Annotated in this window: 9 protein-coding genes (1 of these 9 cut by a window edge); 3 read left to right on the forward strand and 6 right to left on the reverse strand. The window is 63.0% G+C overall.

What is annotated here, in order from left to right; all coding sequences use genetic code 11:
- Nucleotides 1-5,604, forward strand: the 3' end of a protein-coding gene (locus AB4N64_RS04265; protein WP_460122254.1) for a non-ribosomal peptide synthase/polyketide synthase. 7,848 nt of this gene lie to the left of the window's left edge; only the last 5,604 of its 13,452 coding nucleotides appear in the window; the start codon falls outside the window, past its left edge; the stop codon is at nt 5,602-5,604.
- Nucleotides 5,601-8,804: a non-ribosomal peptide synthetase gene (locus tag AB4N64_RS04270; RefSeq protein WP_460122256.1), complete on the forward strand. Its 3,204-nt coding sequence runs from the start codon at nt 5,601-5,603 to the stop codon at nt 8,802-8,804. Before AB4N64_RS04265 ends, AB4N64_RS04270 begins: the two co-directional genes overlap by 4 nt.
- Before the next feature lie 177 nt (nt 8,805-8,981).
- Here the strand turns inward: AB4N64_RS04270 and AB4N64_RS04275 are convergent, their stop codons facing one another.
- A complete protein-coding gene (locus AB4N64_RS04275; RefSeq protein WP_460122258.1) occupies nt 8,982-9,290 on the reverse strand; it encodes a DUF3077 domain-containing protein in 309 nt (102 codons plus the stop codon).
- Nucleotides 9,291-10,003: 713 nt separating this feature from the next.
- Here AB4N64_RS04275 and AB4N64_RS04280 point away from each other — a divergent pair.
- Nucleotides 10,004-12,481, forward strand: a complete 2,478-nt coding sequence (locus AB4N64_RS04280; protein ID WP_460122259.1) for a TonB-dependent siderophore receptor — start codon at nt 10,004-10,006, stop codon at nt 12,479-12,481.
- Nucleotides 12,482-14,581: 2,100 nt separating this feature from the next.
- On the opposite strand, the gene AB4N64_RS04285 is transcribed toward AB4N64_RS04280, so the two are convergent.
- From AB4N64_RS04285 to pvdM, 5 genes are all read right to left on the reverse strand, one after another.
- Nucleotides 14,582-18,724 (reverse strand): amino acid adenylation domain-containing protein, encoded by a 4,143-nt coding sequence (locus tag AB4N64_RS04285; protein ID WP_460126595.1) that lies wholly within the window; start codon nt 18,722-18,724, stop codon nt 14,582-14,584.
- Nucleotides 18,724-20,388 (reverse strand): cyclic peptide export ABC transporter, encoded by a 1,665-nt coding sequence (locus AB4N64_RS04290; protein WP_460122261.1) that lies wholly within the window; start codon nt 20,386-20,388, stop codon nt 18,724-18,726. The genes AB4N64_RS04285 and AB4N64_RS04290 overlap by 1 nt, the downstream gene beginning before the upstream one ends.
- Nucleotides 20,389-20,684: 296 nt before the next feature.
- The gene (gene pvdO, locus AB4N64_RS04295) at nt 20,685-21,554 is read right to left on the reverse strand and encodes a dihydropyoverdine dehydrogenase (RefSeq protein WP_460122262.1); all 870 of its coding nucleotides are present in this window, start codon (nt 21,552-21,554) and stop codon (nt 20,685-20,687) included.
- Between the two features lie 27 nt (nt 21,555-21,581).
- Complete coding sequence (gene pvdN / locus AB4N64_RS04300) at nt 21,582-22,865, reverse strand: pyoverdine-tailoring periplasmic protein PvdN (protein ID WP_460122264.1); 1,284 nt, start codon at nt 22,863-22,865, stop codon at nt 21,582-21,584.
- Nucleotides 22,862-24,226, reverse strand: a complete 1,365-nt coding sequence (pvdM, locus tag AB4N64_RS04305) for a pyoverdine-tailoring dipeptidase-like protein PvdM (RefSeq protein WP_460122266.1) — start codon at nt 24,224-24,226, stop codon at nt 22,862-22,864. Before pvdM ends, pvdN begins: the two co-directional genes overlap by 4 nt.
- Nucleotides 24,227-24,292: the final 66 nt, after the last annotated feature.

Genomic DNA, 24,292 nt, shown 5'->3' on the forward strand with positions numbered 1-24,292 from the left:
CCGCGCCAAGTCGAAGACATCTACCCGCTGTCGCCGATGCAACAGGGCATGCTGTTCCACACCCTCTACGAGCAACAGGCCGGCGACTACATCAATCAACTGTGCGTGGCAGTGGACGGCTTGCAGGTCGAGCGTTTCCGCGAGGCCTGGCAGGCGGCGATGGACGCCCACGATGTGCTGCGCAGCAGTTTTGTCTGGGACGGAGAGGTGCAGCGTCCGTTGCAAGTGATCCACAAGGATCTGCCGGTGCCGTTCAGCGTGCTGGACTGGCGCGAGCGCAGCGATCTGCCCGCCGCCCTTGAACAGTTGGCGAGCGAACAGCGTCAGCAGGGTTTCGATCTGCAAGCGGCGCCGTTGCTGCGCCTGGTGCTGGTGCAGCTCGCTGCCGAGCGTTATCAACTGATCTACACCAGCCACCACATCCTGATGGACGGCTGGAGCAATTCGCAGTTGTTGGGCGACGTGTTGCAGCGTTACCACGGCCAGGTCCCCGTTCTGGGCAGCGGGCGTTATCGCGATTACATCCAATGGCTGGCGCTCCAGGACGGCAAGGTCAGCGAAGATTTCTGGAAGGCGCAACTGACCCGCTTCGAAGAGCCGACCTGTCTGGCCAAGGCACTTATCCACAATGACAGCGAGCCAGCGGAACAGGGCGAGTACGTCCTCGAACTCGACCGCCAGCGCACCGCCGACCTTCAACAGTTTGCGCGCCGCCACAAAGTCACCGCCAACACCCTGGTGCAAGCCGCCTGGCTGCTGCTGTTGCAGCGTTGCACCGGCCAGGACACGGTGTGCTTCGGCGCCACGGTGTCCGGGCGTCCGGCACAACTGGCTGGCGTCGAGCAACAGATCGGCCTGTTCATCAACACCTTGCCGGTCATCGCCAGCCCCCGTGCCGAGCAAGCCTTGGCGCAATGGTTGCAACAGGTGCAGGCGCAGAACCTGTCGTTGCGCGAGCAGGAACATACGCCGCTGTTCGACATCCAGCGCTGGGCCGGGCAGGGCGGTGAAGCGCTGTTCGACAACATCCTGGTGTTCGAGAACTACCCAATTGCCGGGGCCCTGCAACAGGGCGGCTCGCCAGCGCTGCGCTTCGGCGAGGTGGCGAACTTCGAACAGACCAACTACCCGCTGACCCTGTCGGTGATGCTCGGCGAGCAGTTGTCCTTGCAGTTCAGCTACAACCGCCAGCAGTTCGACGGCGGCGGCATCGCGCAACTGGCGGCGTGTTTCGGCGAGTTGTTGCAGCAGATGGTGCAGGCGCCCGACGAGCGTTGTCTGGGTGAGTTCACCCTGACGCCTGGGGTATTGCGCGAGCCTCTTGCGCAACCGGGCGATGAGCGCCGCGTGCAGCAGATCTTCGAGCAGCAGGTGGCCCGTACGCCGGACGCCATCGCGCTGGTCTTCAACGATCAACACCTGAGTTACGCCACGCTCAATGCCCAGGCCAACCAGTTGGCGCGCCTGCTGGTACAGCACGGCGTCGGCCCGGATGTGCTCGTGGGCATCGCCGTGGAGCGGTCGGTGGCGATGATCGTCAGCCTGCTGGCCGTGCTCAAGGCCGGTGGCGCGTATGTGCCGCTGGACCCGGAATACCCGGCCGAACGCCTCGGGGCGATGATCGAGGACAGCGGCCTGCGTCTGTTGCTGACCCAAAGCCACTTGCAGGGCGCATTGCCGGTCGTGCAGGGGGTGACCGCGCTCAGCCTCGATCACCTCCAGTTGCCGGCGCAGGACGACAACCTGTCGGTACGCTGCGGTGCGCGCAACCTCGCCTATGTGATGTTCACCTCCGGTTCCACCGGGCGTCCGAAAGGCGTGGCCATCGAGCACTCGGCGCTGTCGCGGCACACCCTGGCCACCGTGGGCTTCCATGGCCTGAGTGCGGCGGACCGTTGTCTGCAATTTGCCACGTTCAACTTCGATGCCTTCGTGGAGCAGCTTTATCCACCGCTGATCTGCGGCGCGACGGTGATTCTGCGTGGTTCGGACATCTGGGACAGCGAGACCTGGCACCGCGCGGTGATGCAGCAGCGGATCACCGTCAGCGACTTGACCACGGCCTACTGGAACATGCTGGTCAAGGACTTCGCCGCCAGCGCACCGCGTGATTACGGTGTGCTGCGCCTGGTCAGCGTCGGCGGCGAGGCGATGCCACCGGAAGGCGTCGCCACCTGGGCCAAGGCGGGGCTGGGCCATGTGCGCCTGCTCAACACCTACGGCCCGACCGAAGCCACGGTCAGCGCCACGGAACTGGTGTGCACCGACTACGCCCAGCGCCTGAAACCATTACCGGCAACCATGCCGATTGGTCATGCGTTGCCAGGTCGCGGCCTGCACGTGTTGGACATCCACGGCCAGCCGGCACCGGTCGGCGTGGTCGGTGAGCTGGTGATCGGCGGCGACTTGCTCGCCCGAGGTTACTTCAACCGGCCCGACCTCACCGCCGAGCGCTTCATTCCCGACCCGTTCGACCCGGTCGGCGGCGGTCGCCTGTACCGCACCGGCGACCTGGCGCGTTATCGCCCCGACGGCTTGATCGACTACTCCGGGCGCCTGGACCATCAGGTGAAGATTCGCGGATTTCGTATCGAACTGGGCGAAATCGAGACCCACCTGTTACAGGCGCCGTCGGTGCGCCAGGCATTGGTAGTGGCGCAACCGGCGGCCATCGGTCAGCAACTGGTGGCCTACGTGGCGTTTGACGACCCCGCACTGGCGCGAGGCGAGCGGGCGGCCCAGGTGCGTGATGAAATCAAGGCGCGCCTGCGCGAGAGCCTGCCGGACTACATGGTGCCGGCCCATGTGTTGCTGCTCGAAACTCTGCCGATGAGCCCCAACGGCAAGATCGACCGCAAGGCCTTGCCGAAGGTGGATGCCACGGCGGCGACGGGCGGCTTCATCGCCCCGGTCGGGGGGCTGGAACAGCAGATCGCCACGGTCTGGCAAGAGGTGCTGGAGCTTGAGCAGGTCGGGCGCAATGATCACTTCTTCGAACTGGGCGGCCATTCGTTGCTGGCGACCCAGGCGGTGTCGCGCTTGCGCAAGCTGACGGATTACCCGTTGAGCCTGCGCGACCTGTTCAGCCATCCACGGCTTCAGGATCTGGCGGTGTGGATGCAAGAGCAAGGCAAACCGATGGTCGAGGTGCCGCCGCTGTTGGCCCTTGGCCGCAAATCCGTCGCGCCGTTGTCGCTGGTACAGCGCCGTTTGTGGATCGCCGAGCAACTGGCCGGCGGCACCTCCGCTTATGGCATGCCGATGGCCCTGCGCCTGCGCGGCGAGTTGTCCATCCAGCGGCTGATCGGCAGTTTTGCTGCCGTGGTGCAGCGACATGAAGTGCTGCGCACCGCCTATGCCCAGGACGATGAGGGCGACCCGATTGCCCTGATCCGCGAGCAGGTGCCGGTGGACTTCCCGCTGACCGACCTGTCCGGCTTTTCGCGCAGCGCCCAGGAAGAACACGTGGCCCAGGCCGCGCTGGACAACGTGCGCACGCCCATCGACCTGGAACAGGCGCCATTGTGGCGCGGGCGCATCCTGCACCTGGGGGCGAGCGAGCATGTGTTGTTGTTCTGCATGCACCACATCATTTCCGACGGTTGGTCGATGGGCGTGCTGGTCAACGAACTGGTGCAGACCTACCACCTGGGCGAAGACCCGGACACCGCGCGCTTGCCAGCGCTGGACGTGCAATATTCCGACTTCGCCCTGTGGCAACAGGCGCTGGAACAGCAGGGCGTGCTCGGGCAGCAGGCCGTTTACTGGAAGGGACAGTTGGCCGGTTACAGCGGCCAATTGTCGCTGCCGACGGACAACCCGCGCGGCCTGGTGCCGTCGTTCGATGGCGACTCGGTGCAGTTCCGCCTCACCGGCGAACTGTCCCGTGCCCTGCGCCAGCACTCGACCCAGGCCGGCGTGACCCTGTACAGCACGCTGCTGGCGTCCTTCCAGGTGCTGCTGCATCAGGTGAGTGGAGCGGCGGACGTGCTGGTCGGCGCCGACGTGGCCGGGCGCGGGCAACCGGAGCTGGAGCGCCTGATCGGCTTCTTCGTCAACGTGCTGCCGCTGCGTTCGCGCTTCGATGCCGCTGTACCGTTCGCCAGCTTCCTGGCGAACACCCAACAGACGCTGCTCGGCGCCCTGGAACACCAGGACCTGCCCTTCGACATGATCGTCGACGCGTGCGGAGTGGCGCGGCACAAGGGCATGAACCCGCTGGTGCAGGTGCTGTTCGTGATGAACAATCTGCCCGGCCGCGTGCAGACCCTGGGCGGTTTGAGCGTGGAAACGCTGCCGGTGCTGGAGTCCCATTCTAAATTCGACATGGCGTTGTTCGTTGACGATGAAGAAGGGCAATTGCTGGGTAATTGGCAATTCGCCACAACCTTGTTCGGACATGAGCGCATCCAGTACCTGGTCAAGGCCTGGATAGCCCTGTTGGAACAGATCGTCGCTGATCAGGACATTCAATTGGGAGCTATCAGCATGCCAGTCGAACACGCAGCCGCAGCCGCAAGGCCCGCCGTGCCAGGACCGAAAGCCGACAAACTCGGCAAATTCCTCAAGCGTTCCGCCGCCACCGTGAGCAAGATCCGCCCGGCGCCGGTGCGTGAATCGCTGCTTGCTGCACCACAGCCGTTCCCGTTGCTGGTGGAGCCGAACGAGCCGAACCTGGACCTGATCGAGTGGATCAAGCAGAACCGGCCATTGCTCGAGCAGAAACTGGCCGAACACGCCGGCATCCTGTTCCGTGGTTTCGCACTCGACGGCGTCCAGGGCTTCGAAGCCTTCGCCGAGGCCATCCAGCCGGGCCTCTACGGCCAGTACGGCGACCTGCCGAAGAAGGAGGGCGGCAAGAACACCTACCGCTCCACGCCGTACCCGGAACGCAAGATGATCCTGTTCCACAACGAGAGTTCGCACCAGGACCGCTGGCCGCGCAAGCAGATGTTCTATTGCGAGCAGCCTTCGCTGTCGGGCGGTGCCACGCCGGTGGTGGATTGCCGCCTGATGTACGAAAAGCTGCCGGCGGACTTGCGCGAGAAGTTCGAGGACAAGGGCTTGCTCTACGTGCGCACCTTTACCGACAAGCTCGACGTGTCGTGGCAGCACTTCTTTAAGACAGAGGACCGCGCCGAAGTCGAAGCCCGCTGCCGCGCCGGTGGCATCCAGTGGCGCTGGCTGGACAACGACGAGTTGCAGACCCGCACGCCGGGCCCGGCCATCATTCGTCACCCGGTGACCGGCGCCAAGTCGTTCTTCAACCAGGTGCAACTGCACCACATCTACTGGCTGGAACCGGAAGTGCGTGAAGACCTGCTGTCGATGTACGGCCTGGAACGCATGCCGCGCCACGTCTACTACGGCGACGGCACGCCGATCGAAGACGAGGTGATGCAGCGCATCGGCGAGCTGTACGAGGAATGCGCAGTGCGTTTCGACTGGCAGAAGGGCGACGCGATCCTGCTCGACAACATGCTGGTGGCCCACGCCCGCGATCCGTACGAAGGACCACGCAAAATCGTCGTCGCCATGGGCGACATGGTCGACCACAGCACGTTGCGAATGACGCAACCGAACACCGAGGAAACCGGCGCATGAACCCTGTAACCATGGATCAGCAGGATGTGGGGCATGCCCTGACCCCGGAGCAGCAGCGTGTGCTGGCGCAGTTGCCGAAGGCTTCGGTGTGCGCCGATGCCTTGCATTTCCTGGAAGTGGACATCAATGGCGGACTGGACCCGCAGCGCTTGCAAGCAGCGCTGGATGCCGTGCTGGCGCAGCAGCCGATGTTGCTCGCGCAACTGGGCAAGGCAGCGGGGTTCCATGGTCTTCGCCAGTTTGCAGCGGGGGTTGGGCGCTTTCCGTTGACGGTGCAGGCGCGGATCGAGTCGGCGGCTGATATTCAAGCGCAACTGAACGAATGGGCGGCGCGTTCGTTTGTGCCGGGCGAGTCGGAGAATGCCCAGGCAGTGCTGTATCGCCTGGCAGATGCGCAGTGGAAGTTGGTGTTTGGCGTGGCGCGGCATTGCAGCGATGAAAATGGTCTGCATCTGCTTTATCAGCAAGTGCGCCTGGCGTATGAACAGGGCTTGCCCGAGGGCGACGATGCGCCAGGCGAGTTCGGTCAGTACCTGGAATGGCGCAGCGAAGTGGTGCTCGATGAAGATGCTGCCAGTGCCCGGTTGTATTGGCAGGAACACCTGCAGGATGCGGACGTCGAGTTGTCCAGCCCATGGTTGGCCTATCGCAAGGCCAGTGCCGAGTCGGCTTCCGCCTTGTTCAGCAGCGCGCTGGAACCTGCGCTGCTGGTCGGCTTGCAGCAAGCCAGCGCGGCGCTGCAACAACCGCAAAGCCTGTTGCTGCAAGGGGCCTGGTGGTTGTTGCTCGCCCGTTTGAGCGGGCAGGAACAGATGCTGGTCGGGGTGCGCCACGACAGCCGCGAGGACTACGAATATTTTGCCGACGCCTTGGGCGTTTTCACGCGCAGCCTACCGCTGAACCTGGCGCTGCCCTTGGCCGCGCCGTTCGATGGCTGGCTGACGGAATTGGCGGCGCGTCTGGATGAACATCGCACCTGGCAGGAATACTGGGCGCCGGAACTGGCACCCAAGGTCGCGGTTCCGGCTTGTGGTTTCGCCGTGTGGCGTGCGCCGCGTGCCGAGACGGCCGGGTTGCACTGGTTGCCGTCGCCGCAGCCGTCGGCGCCCGGAGAGGTGGAACTGTTGATGCAAGCCGAGCTGGATGACAGCGGTGCGGCACAGGCGCTGCGCCTGCACTTTGCCGCCTCGCGCTACAGCGCGCAGGCGATTGGAGGGCTAGTCGGCCAGTTCAAGGTGTTGCTGGGCGCCATTGTCGCCAACCCGCGCGCGCTGCTTGGACAGTTGTCGCTTCTCGGTGCCGACGAACAGCAGCGCTTGCTGGCGATCAACCCGGCACCGAGCGTGGTCGAGGCGCGTTATCTGCCGCAACGCATTGTCGAACATGCCCGCAGCAACCCGGACGCGATTGCCTTGACCGACGCCACGCAGCGTCTGAGCTACGGGCAATTGCAGGCGCAGGTGACTACGCTGGCTCAGGCTTTGCGCGCCCAGGGGCTGGGGCGTGGTGCGATTGTCGCGCTGGCGTTGCCGCGTTCGGTCGACCTGGTGGTGGCGATGCTGGCGGCGTGGCAGGTCGGCGCGGCGTACCTGCCGCTGGACCCGCAATGGCCGCAGGCGCGTCAGGCCTTGATGCTGGAGCAGGCGGGTGCCGAGCTGTTGCTGGTCGATGGTCGGCAGTTGGAACAGTGGCAGGGCAGTGGGGTGCGGGTGAGCACGCTGACGTCGCTGTTTAATGCCTCGTCGGTGTCTGGGATTGAGCCTGCTGTTGAACTGCAAACCCGGGGCGACGACGTGGCCTACGTGCTGTTCACCTCGGGCTCGACCGGTCAGCCCAAGGGCGTGGTGATTGAACATCGGCAACTGCTCAACTACACCGCGCAAGTCAGCCACGCACTGGGGCTGGAGCAGTGCCGGCAGGTGGGATTCACCTCCACGGTGGCGGCGGACCTGGGCAACACGGCCTTGTTCGGCGCGTTGTTCAACGGCGCTACCCTGCACGTGGCCAGCGACGAGCAGATGCAGGACGCCAGCCGCTTCGCCGCGTTCGTGCAACAACAGGCCATCGACTGCCTGAAAATCGTGCCTTCTCACCTGGCTGCGTTGCTCCACTGCGAACAGGCGCACGTGCCGCGCACGTTGATTCTGGGCGGCGAGCCCATTGCACCGGCCTTGCTCACACGCATCGCTCGTTTGCGCAGCGATTGCCGGGTGTTCAACCACTATGGCCCGACCGAGGCGACAGTAGGGGTGCTGGTGCATCCGTTGGTGCTGGACGGCGACTCGGGGGTCTTGAGCGAGGTGCTGGGTAACAACCAGGTGTTCGTGCTCGACGAGGCGCTGCAATTGGCGCCGGTCGGTGTGTTGGGCGAGTTGTACCTGGGCGGCGCGCAACTGTGCCGCGGTTACCTCAACGCCGAAGCCGATGCGCAGGCGTTTATCCAGAGCCCGTTCGATGCCACGCAGCGGCTGTATCGCACCGGTGACCTGGCGCGTTACCGGCCGGATCTGTCGATCCAGTTGCACGGGCGGCGTGACCAGCAGATCAAGGTGCGGGGGTTCCGCATTGAACTGGCGGAGATCGAAGCCGAGTTGTTGCGTTTGCCGAACGTTGCACAGGCGTTGGTGCTCCCGGGGGCCGCAGCGTCCGCGGGCATGCTGGCATTCGTCGTGGCCAGGGAGATGCCGGTTTCCGGGTGGCTCGACGACCTGCTTTCTGCGCTGGCGCTTCGCTTGCCGAATGTCATGCTGCCCCAGCAGATCCAGGTGGTTGAGCGTTTCCCGCGTTTGGCCAATGGCAAGATCGACCGCAAGGCGTTGCAGCTGTTGGGCGCGCAGTCTCCTGATGAGACTGGCCTGGAACCGCGCGATGCGCTGGAGCAGTTGCTGGCGGCGCGCATGGCGCAACTGCTCGACCTGCCACGCCTGGGCATCGACCGTGATTTCTTTGCGGCTGGTGGTCATTCGTTGCTGGTGATCAAGCTGGTCGCGGGGATTCGCAAGCTGCTGCAATGCGAGATCCAGCCGGGGTTGGTGTTCGACCACCCCACGGTGGCCGGCCTGGCCCAGGCGTTGCGGGCGAGTGAGAGCGTCCCGGGCCAACTGGAAAAAATCGCCCAGGCGAGGTTGCGATTGGACGGCATGAGCCCGGAGGAAAAGGCTTTGCTGGTGCGGCAGTTGCAGGAGGCGAAGGCCCTGTAGGAGCGAGCTTGCTCGCGATAACGATCTTACAGTCCCCCCCAATATCTACTGACGGACACTGCCCCTGTGGGAGCGGGCTTGCCCGCGATGGTGGTTCAGGCGACGCTGACTGTCTGACAACCAGCGTTGCCTGAACCACCATCGCGAGCAAGCTCGCTCCTACAGGGGGAGGCAGGTTTATTTCTTGGGTTCGGCTTGTGTTCGTTCTGGCACGGGCTCCAGCACTTTCACCACATCATCCACCAACGCCTTACCCATCTGCGTCAGGTAATGCGCGGCCCAGGCGTGTCGGTCGGAGTCTCGGGCGTAGGCAGCGTCCTGGGTCAGGCCTTTGGCGAGGAACAGGAAGTCGGAGGCCATGGCCAGGGCGTCACACAGGGGAACGTCGCGGGTGACGTGGAACAGGGGTTGGTTTTCGCAGTAGATGAGCGGGGTGAGGCCGATGGTTTTGAGGTCTCCGGGGTAAGAGGCATCTGTGCTTTTCATTGATTTAGCTCCAAGGTTTGAGGAGCTGCCATTTCGTTACCACACGAAAGGGTGGCAGCTGCACGCAGGGTGGTAAACCGGAAACCAAGGAAACCGGCACGCCCAAGGGCGTCCCACGCACAGCCGCCATATCAAAAACACAGGCAATGAAAACTGCCTGTGTTCATGACTCATGCACTGTCGCGCTGGTTTCTCGGGTTACCACACCCGACCGCTGAATGCTCAGCGACGACCCGAGACTATCCCGCCAAAGAAACGCGGAACAAGGCATCAAATTGCCCAACAGCAAGAATCAGAGTTTGCCTACAAAGACCTGTAGGCGCCATCCGATAATTCCCCTGTACGGTTAAACACAATCCTCTGTAGGAGCGAGCATGCTCGCGATGGACGATCGGACACCGCGGGGCACCAGGCAGCCAGCGTCATCGTTAATGACCATCGCGAGCAAGCTCGCTCCTACAGGGCAATGGGGTCCATCGGGGGCTTTTTACAAAAAATCCACAAATGATAAATAAACTCATTCCGGTTTTTCCCCGGTGCTGCGTCTCACTTCTGTGAGCACGCAAAACCGGGCAGGTAGAACTGCCTCAGGGTTCGTGCGGCGCTACAAGAATTTTTCCGTTGTTCGGACGACCGATACCCGGGGAGGGGTCCGGTCGAAGGTCCAGGCAACGGTTGGCCGTCCAATCCTTCTACCAATAATAGAGAGCACGATGTCAGCAATTCATGAGTTCAAACCTCTGTTCAAGGCTTTGGTCATGTCCCGAAGCATTCGCTCGCGCCACGCGCTGGCCGGGTTGGGCATGGCTTGCCTGTTGCCATTGAGTGCGCAGGTCCTGGCGGAAGAATTCGCCATCAACATTCCGGCGCAGTCGCTGCCCCAGGCCCTGAAGGCGTTTGGCAACCAGACCAACCGCCAGGTGATTTACGACGCCAGCGAGATGGCCGACCTGCGCAGCACGCGTGTCAGCGGCAAATACACCCCGGAAGCGGCGATTGCCGAGCTGCTCAAGGGCACCGGCGTACGCTACAGCTTCGAAGGCAACACGCTGATGCTCGTGCGCGGCGCCACGGGCGAAAGCCTGGAGCTGGGCGCCACCACCATCAGCGGCCAGCGGGTGGACGCCACGACCGAGAATTCCAACTCCTACACCTCCAACGCCGTGACCATTGGCAAGGGCACCCACACCCTCAAGGAGATTCCGCAATCGGTCACCGTGATGACCCGCAAGCAGATGGACGACCAGGACATCGTCGATCTCAAGGACGCAGCCAACAAGACCACCGGTCTGGTTGGCGCGCAAGGGGTGGGGCGGGGTTTGATCCTCAGCTCGCGAGGCTTTCAGATCGATGACTGGCAATACGACGGTGTGCCGATCCCGCGTAACACCTATGCCCTGGGAAACTGGGCAACCCAGGACCTGATCTTCTTTGACCGCATGGAAGTGCTGCGGGGCGCCTCCGGCTTGTTGCAGGGCACCGGCAGCCCGGGCGGTGCGGTCAACCTGGTGCGCAAGCGCGGCCAGGCTGCGCCGACCGTGACCCTCACCGGCAAGGCTGGCTCCTGGGATCATTATGGCCTGCAACTGGATGCGGGCGGTCCTCTGAACCAGGCTGGCACCATTCGTGGCCGCTTCGTCGCCGATCAGGACAACAGCCACTCGTTCGTCGACAAGGAGTGGTACAAGACCACTTCGCTCTACGGCGCACTGGATTTCGACCTGAGCGAAGACACCACCCTGGGCTTTGCCGTCAGTAACTCCGACGGCACTTCGCGCAGCAACGTTCGGGGCTTCCCACGTTACGCTGATGGCAAACCCGTCGATATCCCACGTTCCACCTACACCGGTGCGAAGTGGAACCACACCGACATCGACGTCACCACGCTCTATACCGACCTGGAACACCGCTTCAACGAAAACTGGGCGTTCAAGGTCGGCGCTGTGCACATGAGCGAAACCAACAAGGCGAAAAACCAGCGCTCGCAAGCTTTTGGCGATGGTCTTGAGCCCGACGGCAGCGGCTTGCAATACGCGGACTTTGTCACCGATACCGACTCGTCCAAACTGGGTCTGGACATGAACCTCACCGGCAAGTTCGAAGCCTTGTCGATGCAGCAGGAAGTCATGATCGGCGGCAACTATTCCAAGTACCGCTCAGACGACAAGTACGCTCGTACCTTTGGTGATGGCTCCGGCAACATCTTCGACATCGATCATGACCGTCCTGAAATCAGTTATGAAAGCTTGCTCGATGCGGGCGGTTTCGGCACACCGAGTAAATACGACATCCGCCAGAAAGGCCTTTACGGGAGCTGGCGCGTAAAGCCTGTGGATGATCTGACACTGGTTGTCGGCTCACGGGTCAGTTGGTACGACTACAGCTACAAATCCTGGAGCCAGGATGCGACCAGCCTGACTGCCAATCCTGACAGCAAGACCAACGAAACCGGCGAAGTCACGCCCTATGCCGGTATCGTGTACGACCTGAGTCGCGAGTGGGCGGTCTATGCCAGCTACACCGACGTATTCACCCCGCAGACCGAGCGCGATACCGCCGGCTCCGTGATCAAGCCGATCATTGGCACCAACTACGAGATTGGCCTCAAGGGCCAGTTGATGGATGGCCGGGTCAACACGTCGGTGGCGCTGTTCCGCTACGACCAGGAAAACCGTGCCGTGCTCAATGAGGATGGTCCGCAGACCTGCGACGGTTGGTACTGCTCAACGGCCTCGGGCAAGGTTCGTAGCCAAGGTATCGACGCCGAAATCAGCGGCGAAGTGATCGACAACCTGCAACTCTTCGCCGGCTATACCTACAACACCACCAAATACCTGGAGGATGCCACTAACGAGGGCAAGGTTTTCAGCTGGTGGACACCGAAACACATGGTGCGCGTGTGGGGTAACTACCAGTGGACTGGCGACTGGAACCGTGTCAGCACTGGCCTGGGTTTCACCGCGCAAACCCACACCCTTGGCTTCAATCACAGCGTCAACGTCCCTGGTTATGCCGTGTGGAACGCTCGCGTCGGTTACCAGCTGACACCGGAAATCGAACTGGCCATGAACGCCAACAACCTGTTCGACAAGACGTACTTCACCGCTGGCTATAACCAGCTCGACGGCAACAACAACTACGGCGACCCACGCAACGTGATGTTCAGCGTGAAGTACACGCCGGAGTTTTGATGCACTGAAGCACGGTTGAAACAAAAAACGCAGAAGCCCAGCTTCTGCGTTTTTTTTGCCCTGTAGGAGCGAGCATGCTCGCGATGGAGGGTCGGGCACCGCGGGGTATCAGGCTGCCCGCGTTATCGTTGACGACCATCGCGGGCAAGCCCGCTCCCACAGGGACGGCGGTGATTCTGTAGGAGCGAGCTTGCTCGCGATGGAAGACCAAGCACCGCGGGGTATCAGGCTGCCCGCGTTATCGTTGACCACCATCGCTAGCAAGCTAGCTCCTACAGGGGCGGTGGGTCCCTGGATATTTGTGACACCAAACATTCTGTAGGAGCGGGCTTGCCCGCGATGGAGGATCGGGCACCGCGGGGTATCAGGCTGCCCGCGTTATCGTTAACCACCATCGCTAGCAAGCTAGCTCCTACAGGGGCGGTGGGTCCCTGGATATTTGTGACACCAAACATTCTGTAGGAGCGAGCTTGCTCGCGATGGAAGACCAGGCCCCGCGGGGCATCAGGCCGCCCGCGTCATCGTTGACGACCATCGCGGGCAAGCCCGCTCCCACAGGGACGGCGGTGATTCTGTAGGAGCGAGCATGCTCGCGATGGAGGATCGGGCACCGCGGGGAATCAGGCTGCCCGCGTTATTGTTAACCACCATCGCTAGCAAGCTAGCTCCTACAGGGGCGGTGGGCCCCTGGATATTTGTGACACCAAACATTCTGCAGGAGCGAGCTTGCTCGCGATGGAAGACCAGGCACCGCGGGGCATCAGGCCGCCCGCGTTATCGTTGACGACCATCGCGGGCAAGCCCGCTCCCACAGGGACGGCGGTGATTCTGTAGGAGCGAGCATGCTCGCGATGGAGGGTCGGGCACCGCGGGGCATCAGGCCGCCCGCGTTATCGTTGACGACCATCGCGGGCAAGCCGCTCCCACAGGGACGGCGGTGATTCTGTAGGAGCGGGCTTGCCCGCGATGGAGGATCGGGCCCCGCGGGGCATCAGGCCGCCCGTGTCATCGTTAACCACCATCGCTAGCAAGCTAGCTCCTACAGGGGCGGTGGGTCCCTGGATATTTGTGACACCAAACATTCTGTAGGAGCGAGCTTGCTCGCGATGGAAGACCAGGCACCGCGGGGCATCAGGCCGCCCGTGTCATCGTTAACCACCATCGCGGGCAAGCCCGCTCCCACAGGGACGGCGGTGATTCTATAGGAGCGAGCTTGCTCGCGATGGAGGGTCGGGCACCGCGGGGTATCAGGCTGCCCGCGTTATCGTTAACCACCATCGCTAGCAAGCTAGCTCCTGCAGGGGCGGTGGGTCCCTGGATATTTGTGACACCAAACATTCTGTAGGAGCGGGCTTGCCCGCGATGGAGGATCGGGCACCGCGGGGTATCAGGCTGCCCGCGTTATTGTTAACCACCATCGCTAGCAAGCTAGCTCCTACAGGGGCGGTGGGTCCCTGGATATTTGTGACACCAAATATTCTGTAGGAGCGAGCATGCTCGCGATGGAAGACCAGGCCCCGCGGGGCATCAGGCCGCCCGCGTCATCGTTGACGACCATCGCGGGCAAGCCCGCTCCCACAGGGACGGCGGTGATTCTGTAGGAGCGAGCATGCTCGCGATGGAGGGTCGGGCACCGCGGGGCATCAGGCCGCCCGCGTTATCGTTGACGACCATCGCGGGCAAGCCGCTCCCACAGGGACGGCGGTGATTCTGTAGGAGCGGGCTTGCCCGCGATGGAGGATCGGGCCCCGCGGGGTATCAGGCTGCCCGCGTTATCGTTAACCACCATCGCTAGCAAGCTAGCTCCTACAGGGGCGGTGGGCCCCTGGATATTTGTGACACCAAACATTCTGCAGGAGCGAGCTTGCTCGCGATGGAAGACCAGGCACCGCGGGGTATCAGGCCGCCCGTGTCATCGTTGACGACCATCGCGGGCAAGCCCGCTCCCACAGGGACGGCGGTGATTCTGTAGGAGCGAGCTTGCTCGCGATGGAAGACCAGGCCCCGCGGGGTATCAGGCTGCCGGCGTTATCGTTAACCACCATCGCTAGCAAGCTAGCTCCTACAGGGTTTGCGGTGATTCTCCAGAGGGTCGGGGATTTACAGGCTTTGCAAGAACACCTCAAAAAACGACGCCAATAATGCCTCGCTGTAGATCATGCTCCTGTGCGGCAGTGGCGAATGGATCGAGCGCTGTAACTGCCCACTCACGCTGTGAGCCCTGAGCAAATGCTCCGAATGCAACACCTGCTCCAGGCTCTTGTGCGACAGCGACCACCAGCAACTGGCCTGGACCTTCAGCATCGGCAGGGTAAAGGCGTCGAACGCATCGACCAGCCGATCATGAATCGCATAGGCCTGGGCGTTCATGATTTCCTGCTTGATGCCTTCCAGGGTGGCGATCATTTCCTGTTCGCCGGTGGCCGTCTGCGCGCTGGCCCAGCGGTAGAACGCCTTGAGGTCAGTGCCGGGATGTTCGGCGACGTAGGCCGAGGCGGCTTCTTCCAGATGCACGAACATCAGGCTGAACACTTCCAGCGTCGCCAGCAGTTCGTTCTCCGGGCTCAGGTGGTCGGGGTTGTCTTCTTCCAGTGGTTTGCGCGGCAGATCGGTTGGCAGGTAACGGTCCGGCAGGGTGGTGTCGACCAGACCGAGGAAAGCCACTTCATGACCTTGGCGCTCAAGGTGCGCCGCCACATCCATGGCAATCGCACCGCCCAGCGACCAGCCCATCAGTCGATAAGGCCCGTAGGGCTGCTTGTCGATGATCTGCGCGCTGTAGTCATCGATCATTTCGGCCCAGCCCTGCGGGTTCGCGTCCTTGTTGGCGAACCCCTTGTGCATCACGCCATAGGTCCGGGCATGGGGGCCGAGTTTTTTCGCCAGCGGCTGATAGCAGAACACGATGCCGCCGCTGGGGTGCAGACAGAAAAGGGGGGCGGCTGTCGGCGTGGAAGTATTCAACTCGACCACGCATCGCACAGTCTGCTGGTGCTCCAGGGCGATGAATCGCGCCAGTGCCTCGATGCTCGGGTGCGCCAGCATCTGTTGCAGCGCCAGCTTGATGCCCAGGCGCGCATGCAGCGCCGAGATGAACTGGATGGCCAGGATCGAGTGGCCGCCCAGTTCGAAAAAATTGTCGTCGAGGCTGACCCGTTCGATCTGCAACGCTTCCTGCCAGAGCTGGGCCAAACCCTGTTCCAGAGGCGTTTCGGGAGCGATGAAGGGGCGCTGGGACTGGCTAAGCTCCGGCAGCGGCAGCGCCTTGCGGTCGAGTTTGCCGTTAGGACTTACCGGCATGGCGGCCAGCACCATGAGGTACGTGGGCACCATGTAGCCCGGCAAGGTGGCCTTCAGCTCGGCCTTGAGGGAGTCGCGCAGTTCGAATTGTTGCTGCTCGCTCAAGGTCGCGTCGTGGAGGACCACATAGCCAACCAGTTGCATGCCGGCCGACCCTTCACGCGCCACCACCAAGGCCTCGCGCACTGCCGTCGATTGCAGCAGGCAGGATTCGATCTCGCCCAACTCGATGCGAAAACCGCGAATCTTCACCTGATGATCCAGTCGCCCGACGTATTCGATCACCCCGTCTGCGCGATAGCGCGCCAGGTCGCCGGTGCGATACAGACGCCCGCCCGGGGTGCTGAACGGATCGGGCATGAAGCGTTCGGCGGTGAGGTCCGGGCGCTTGAAATAACCTCGCGCCAGCAGGTCGCCGGCAATCACCAGTTCACCGACCACGCCTACCGGCACCGGTTGGCCGCCATTGTCCAGCAGGTAAATGCTGCGTCCGCCCAGCGGTCGGCCAATCGGCATGCTGCGGGGAAGGGGCAATAGCCCGGTCACGTAGCCGCTGCAATCGAGCAGGGTGGCGCTGACTGTCGTCTCCGTTGGCCCATAGGTGTTGAGCAGTTTTACATGCCCCAGTCCCGCCTGGCCCCAGGCCGCCACGCCCTCCGGCGGCATCGCTTCGCCACCGACGATCACCTGGCGCAACGCGCCGTAGTCGCGATTGCCTGCGGCAGCAAAATCCTTGGCCAGCATGTTCCAGTAGGTGGTGGTCAGATCGCTGGTGGTGAACTGTTTGTCGAGCAGTTCGCGGTACCAGGTGGCACTGTCCCAGATGTCCTGGCCGCGCAGCACCACCGAGGCGCCGCAGATCAGCGCCGGGTAAAGCTGTTCGACGAAGGCATCGAAATTGAACGTGGCGAATTGCAGCGAGCGGTCCTCTGGCGTGAGGCCGAGAAACGCCAACGCCACCTGGGTGTGGCGAGTCAGCGCGGCCTGGGTAATGCCGACGCCTTTGGGGCGCCCGGTGGAACCTGAGGTGAACATCACATAGGCAAGGTTGTGGCCGGTGGTGCGGCAAGGCGGATTGGGCATGTTCGATGTGCCCGGAACGTCGAGATCATCGACACAGCGGATCTGCACGCCTGGTAATGACGGCAGGCGTCCCAGCAGGGATTGTTGACTCAACAACACACTCAGACCGCTGTCTTCGATCATCCAGCCCAGGCGCTCCTGCGGGTAATCGGGGTCAAGCGGCACATAGGCGCCACCGGCCTTCAACACCGCCAGCAGGCTGATGATCATCGCAGCGCTTCGCTCGACGGCAATGCCTACCAGCACCTCGGGTCCGACGCCCTGGGCGATCAAGCCATGGGCCACTGCGTTGGCGGCGGCGTTGAGCTGTGCATAACTGAGCGTCAGCTCGTTGCAGATCAGCGCTACGGCATCCGGTGTCGCCCGTGCCTGACGTTCGAACAACTGATGCACGCTCTCTTCGGGCGGTGGCGACAGAGGCGGATTCCACTGGTGCAGTTGCACCTGACGTTCGGCGTCGTTCAGCAGCGCCAGTTCTCCCAGGGCACAGGCCGGCTCAGTCACAAGCGCCCGCAGCAGGTTCACCCAATGCTCGGCCATGCGCGCGATGGTCGCCGGCAGGTAGAGGTCGCGGCTGTATTCCAGGCTCGCCTCGATACCCAGCAGCGAGTAGCTGACATCCAGCGACAGGTCGAACTTGGCTTGGCCCGGACCACTTTCGAGAAACTCCAGCGACAGGCAGTCGAGTTCGATCCGTTCGTGGGCGACGCTGTCGGTGCGCCAGTTGAACAGCACCTGGAACAGCGGGTTGGCTTGCGCGCTGGCCTGCAATTGCAGGGCATCGAAACTCAGTTCCAGTGGATAGTCGCCGTGGTCCAAGGCTGCCATGGATTCGCGGCGCAGTCGTTGCAGGAAGTCGCGGGCTGGCAGCAGCGGGTCGATCCGCACGCGGTACACCTGGCTGCTGACGAAGCAACCGACCAGTTCCTGGGTTTCGCTGCGATTGCGCGTGGCGTTGGGCACGCCAACGGTGAAGTCCTGCTGACCGCTGTAGCGGCTGAGCAGCAATTGCCAGGCGCCCAGGGCGACCACGAACGGCGTCAGGCCTTGTTGCTGGCAAAAGCGGTTGAGGTCGGCGCACAGCTCGGCCGACAGGCGCAGGTCGTGCTGGCCGGCCGGATGGCGGTGCTGCTCGCTGCGCGAAAAGTCCACCGGCATGTCGAGGGTCGGCAGCGCTTTGCCCAGGTAGTTTTGCCAGTACGTGGCGCTGTTGGCGCAGGCCGCGCTGTGCAGGTACTCGCCGCGTTGCCAGGTGGCGTAGTCGGCGTACTGCATCGCGGGGCGCTGCAGCGGTTGGTCGTGGACAAAGGCGCGGGTCAGGTCGTGCATGAGGATCGCGTTGGACCAGGCATCGGAAACGATGTGGTGCATGTCCATCAGCAACAGATGCTCATCGGCGTCGACCTTGAGCAGGGTGGCGCGCATCAGCGGAGCCTGGCGCAGGTCGAACGGCATGTTGGCCTGGGCCTCGATACGCTGGGCGATCTCCTCGGTGCAGGGCTGTTCGGCCAGGTGCGTGAGGTCGTGCTGGTCGAGGGTCAGCCGGGCCTGGTCATCGACCACCTGCATCGCCACACCGTCGATTTCGCGGAACGCCGTGCGCAGGATGTCGTGACGGGCCAGCAACTGATTCAACGCACGCTCCAGGCGCTGGGGCTGCAACGCGCCGCCGATACGAATCACCCGTGGCAGGTTGTAGGCGGCGCTGGCCGGGGCCAGTTGCTGCAAAAACCATAAGCGTTGCTGGGCAAAGGACATGGCAGCCGGCGCCTGACGGGGCCGGGCGGTGATGTCCCGGGTGTGGTCTGCGGCGTCTGCCAGCAACAGGGCAAGTACATCGTCGTCGATCAGATCGTTCATCATGCGTTTGTCGCCAGCGGTTGCTGTTGCGCGACGACCCGCCCACCTTCCATGCGCACCAATTGATCGGCGACGTAGAAGTAGCGGTCATCGTGGGAAATCACAATGATGGTCTTGCCCAGGTATTTGAGTTCGGGCAACAGCTCGGTGTAGAAAATCCGTCGGAACGTCGGGTCCTGGTCGGCGGCCCATTCGTCGAACACCAGCACCGGGCGTTCCTCCAGCCAGGCATTGAGCAGGGCCAGGCGTTTGCGCTGGCCGGTGGACAGGTCGGTGGTGCTGAAGGCGCCATCCTGGATGCTGACCTTGTGGGCGATTTCCAGGCGTTCCAGGTAGCGGTTGGCGTCTTCCGGCACTTGCTGGTCGCCCTGTACCAGTTCATCGAACAGGTAATAGTCGGCGAAAATCGTGGTGAACAGCTGGCGGTAGTCGTCCCGGCCTTCGGCGCCAACCACCTTGCCATCCACCAACACTTCACCGCGTTGCGGCGCGTAGAGGCCCAGCAACAGTTTGATCAGGGTGGTTTTGCCGCCGCCATTTTCGCCGACGATGAACACGATTTCGCCCTGTTTGATTGTCAGGTTGACCGGGCCCAGTTCGAACGCGGCGCTGCCTTTGACGGCGGGGAAGGCATAGTGCACGTCGCGCATTTGCAGCTGCTGAACGGTGGCTTTCTTTTCGGCGGCGTTTTCGCGCAATAGCAGGTGCGGCTCCGGCGAGGAGAATTGTTCGGCCAGTTCGGCAATACGCTTGAAGGCGATGTTGGCGCGGCTGATTACCGGCAGGGTGGTCACCAGGTATTCCAGTGGGCCTTTCATGTACAACAGCACCAGCACGAAACCGCTGAGTACGGCTTTGTCGGTGCCCAGCCAGAACGCTTGAAGGGCCAGCGCCAGGCCGATCACCACGAAGAACAGCATCGAGCCGAACGTTTTGGCGACCACGAAGGTATTGATCGAGCGGATGTGTGTGTGGCAGATGTAGTCGGCGGTGCCTTCGATGCGCTGGCTGAACATGCGCTGGCGGCGCGGGCGATGGATGCGCAGTTCCTTGGCGCCGGCGGCGATGGCGCTGTAGTGCTTTTGCAGTTCGTCTTCGGCTTCACGGGCGGCCTCGAATCCCCTGATGCCCTTCGCCCGGGCCACGTATTGCACCACCGTGCCGATGACGATGGCGACCAGCAGCAGGGCGAACATCGGCACCGACAGGTAAGCCAGGTAACCCAGGCAGCCGAGGGTTACGGTGAAGGCGATGGCCAGCGGGGCGAAGGAAAAGGCGAAGTCGCTGACGGTGTCGACGTCGTGGGTCAGCACGGGAATGAGGCGGTGGCTGCGAAAACGCTCGATCTGCTCGATGGGTGCCAGCAGCACCTTTTCCCCCAGGGATTTACGCAGGCCGGCAATGATGTGTTGGCCGACATGGTTGGTGCCGATGTCGGACAGGATCGAGGTCGCCAGCGCCGCGATGCACAAACCGACAAAGGTGGCGAGCACCTTTGGTGAAGGAATGCCTTCGGCGTTGAGGGCGTCATTGATGGTCGCCAGCAACGCCGTGATGGACAGGCCCCCGAGCATGCCGAGCAGGATGGACAGCACCACGACGACCCGATAGGGCCTGAGCAGGCCAAGGACTTCACTGATGGCTCCGCGGGGTTTTGAGGTCATGGGCAATTCCACTGCAAGTGCCGACGAGGGCGGGGGTTCAAAGAGTTGGGCTGGTTAAAAGACGAAACCCGTGGGCGACGATTTAGCCGCGCACGGGTTTGTGGGATGTCAGCCTGAACACAAAACCTGTGGGAGCGGGCTTGCCCGCGATGAGGCCGGCCCATTCAGCATCAATGGTGTCTGACACTCAGCCATCGCGGGCACATTCAGCATCAATGGTGTCTGACAGACCGCCATCGCGGGCAAGCCCGCTCCCACAGTTGATTTGTGTTTACCGCGTAGGGGGGCGGGTGGGATCAGAGATCCCGCGCCACCCGAAAGCCCAGCCAATCGCCGCGGGCATCGCCGTAGGCGGCGTTGCGGTTTCCGGAGCGAGAGAACACAGGCGCTTCACCCCAGTCGTTGCCGCGCAGGCGCTGGACCTTGCAGTCTGCGGTCACCCAGGCGCTGCCGTCACTTGGTGCACCGATGTAGTCGTCGGTGTAGCAATCAGCCGTCCATTCGTAGACGTTGCCGTGCATGTCATACACGCCGAAAGCGTTGGCCGGGAAGCGTCCGGCGGGTGAGGTGAAGTTGTAGCCGTCGGCGGCGCCGTAGGTGTTGGCGTGTGTGGCGATGCTGTATTGCTTGCCTTCATCGAACGGGAAGGGGAACGGCCCGGTGCTGCCGGCCCGGGCGGCGTATTCGCGCAGGGATTCGCTGACCAGGCGGTAAGGCTTGCCGGATTTTTTCGCCAGCCAGGCGACATACGCCCGCGCTTCCTCAAGGTCCATGCACACTGCCGGGTGTCGCGCCGTGTATTCGTAGCGCGGGATGCCCGCCTTGCACTCGCGGCCGGGACGGTCGTCACCATCGGGCATGACGTAACCGGTGTCGCGCAGGTAGGCCTGCCACTCGCCCGCCAGCACCTGGAAGCGACTGATCGCCACCGGATGGGCAAAGGTCACCGGGTGCTGCGGGCTTTCATCGGGCTCGTGGCCCACTTCATCCTCTGGCGTGCCCATGGTGAAGGTGCCGGCGGGCAGCACTACCATTTGCGGGCAATCCTTGCAGTCCTTGAACACCTTGCCCGGGGCAATCGCACCCGCCTGGGCACTGGCCGGCAACGCGCTGATGGCCAGCGCCAGCACCGCCCCGGCGGAAAAACCTGACAACGCACGGTTCATCGTTTCCCTCGTCAACAAGTGGATAAATCAGAGTTGTCTGGCCAGCAACAGCATGAAGCGATCAATCTCACCCTCGTTGTTGAGCAGGCCTGGCGCGGTGCGGATCACCGGGCCGACATCGCGCTCCACGGCATCGGCGACCACACGGTTTTGCATCAGGTAGGCGGCGACCTGATCGCTGTCCTTGCCCTTGATCCGGAAGAAGGTGAACCCCGAAGAAAACTCCGGGCTGCGCGGCGTGACCAGTTCAATCTGCGGGTGCCTGGCCAACTGTTGCTTCAAGTAGCTGTTGAGCTCATGGATACGCGCCTGCACCTCGGCCTTGCCCAACTGCAGATGCAGCTTGAACGCTTCATTGAGTGCCCAGCGGTGTTCGAACGAGTGGAAACCGCCCGGGGTCATGGTGGTGGAAAAATGTTCTGCCTCGGAGAAGGTCGGGATGATCGGCGTGACGTACTTGACCTCGCTGCTGCGGCTGCACACGATGCCGGTGCCGCGCGGGCCAAACAGCCATTTATGGGTCCCGGCGATGAAGAAGTCGCAGTTCATGGTCGGGAAGTCCAGGTCCTCGACACCAAAGCCGTGCACGCCGTCCACCACATAAACGATGCGGTCCTGCTCGCTGCGGTTGCGGTTGTGCTTGTCCACCAGCGCGCCGATGTCGGCAATCGGCAGTTTGACACCGCTGCCCGAATGCACCCACGTCATGCCCAGCACGCGAGTGTGCGGCGCGATGGCGCGGTCGATGTTGTCGAGGATTTCCTGGCGCGACAGGGTTTGCGGGTCCTTGAACAGTTCTATCTTGCGGATGCGGGTGGCGTCGCGCTCCTTGCGCAGATCCAGAATCGTGTGGGTGGCGTAGTGCTCATGGACCGTGGTGAGGATTTCCTGATCCGGGCGCACCTGCACGCCGCCGTAAATCATCGCCAGGCCCTGGGTGGTGCTGCCAGTCAGGGCGATCTGTTTGGCGTCGGCCTTGAGGTAACGGCCCGCCCAGACACGGACCTCTTCCTCGCGTTGCTCGGTGACGCCCATGTCCCAGTCCATGGCCAACCCGGGATTTTTGTCGATGGCCGCGCGGTGCAGGGCGATGGCATCGCGCACCGGTTTGGGGTGGGAGGTCAGCAAAAAGTTGGAAAAATGCAGGTAGTCCGGATCCTGGTCGAACAATTGCCGCAATTGCGCCCACTTGTCCCGTGGCAAGAGCGGCGCCAGGGGGGCCGCGCTGGCAACGTTGGCGAGGGTGCCGGTCATGGGCAGGGCGGCGGCCAGGAGCCCGGCCTGTTTCAGAAACGTGCGGCGATCCGTCATGGTGTGTCCTGCCGGGAAATCAAAGCGGGTTTGGCGGCTTTCTGTACCTGGTCCCAGACTCGCAGGAAGTTGCCGCCCCACAGCTTGGTGATGTCGGCTTCGGAGTAGCCTCGGGTGATCAGCTCGGCGGTGACGTTGCGGATTTCACCGACGTTTTCCCAGCCCTTGACCCCGCCGCCTTCGTTGAAGTCGGAGCTGATGCCGACGTGGTCGATGCCGATCTTGCGCACCGTGTAGTCGATGGCATCGCCCAGATCCTTGAGGCTCGCCTTGGGTTCTTGCTCAAGGATCGCGTAGAGACGGCTGGCGTATTTGCCGAACTTCTCTTCGGACCAGGCGGCGATGATCGGGTCACCCGGCATCAGGGCCATGGCGAGGTTGGGCAGCGGCGGCAGGTCGTAGCTTTTGCGCAGCTCGTTGAGCTTGTCCTGGGTTGTTTGCGTCAGCGGCTTGAGGTACTGCGAGAAGCCGACGACCTGGACCACGCCGCCGCTGTTCCTGATCAGTTGCATTTCCTTGTCACTGAGGTTGCGCGGGATGTCGACCATCGCCCGAGGCGCCGAGTGCGAGGCCACCAGCGGCGTACGGCTGAGCTGCGCCACCTGTTCCAGCGCCTGGGTCGACATCTGCGACACGTCGATGATCACGCCCAGGTCATTCAGGCGCGTGACCGCTTGCTTGCCCAGATCCGAGAGGCCGTTGAGTGCATCGGGCGAGTCGTTGAAGAACGGCAGTGGGCGCGAGGAGTCGGCCCAATCGTTGTTGCCGATGTAGCTGAAGCCGAACATGCGCATGCCGCGCGCGGTCCACAGGTCCAGTTGGCTCAGGTCGTGGCCCAGCGGGTAGGCGTTGAGCATGCTGATGAAGATGGCGAACTTGCCTTCGCCGTGCAGGCGGCGCATATCGTCCGGGGTGTAGGCGATGGCGACCTGGTTGGGGAAGTCGCGGACCATGCCGGTGATGATTTTGTAGCGGATCTCCTGCTGGTTGCGCGCCTCGTCGACAAACCCGTCGGTGGGCTTGTGCGGGGCGTTGGCGCCGTTCCAGATTTCCGGCCAGCCGAAAATGGTCAGCGCCGCGCCAGACAACTGACCACGGTTGACCTTGACCAGGTCGAACTGGCCGTCGCCATCCTTGTCAGCCTCGTTGCCGTCGGTGCCGAAGTTCTGCGTGAGGCTGACGTGGCTGTCGAAAGAGAGCAGGCGCTGGTGCAGCTCATCAGCCTGCTTCACCACGTTGGCCGGGTAACCGAGATCGTCGCTGAACCAGTGATCCCAGGCGGCGAACCCGCCCGCGGCGGCGATCGCCAAAGCCAATGGCAGGCCGATGTACAGAGCCTTTTTCGAACGTGGTCTTTTCATTGCCGTCTCAGTCAGGTTCGCCGTCGAAGTGCAGGCGCGGGGGCCTTTGCTATCTGGGGAGAACGA

It is taken from the genome of Pseudomonas sp. S2_C03 (genome assembly GCF_054668405.1).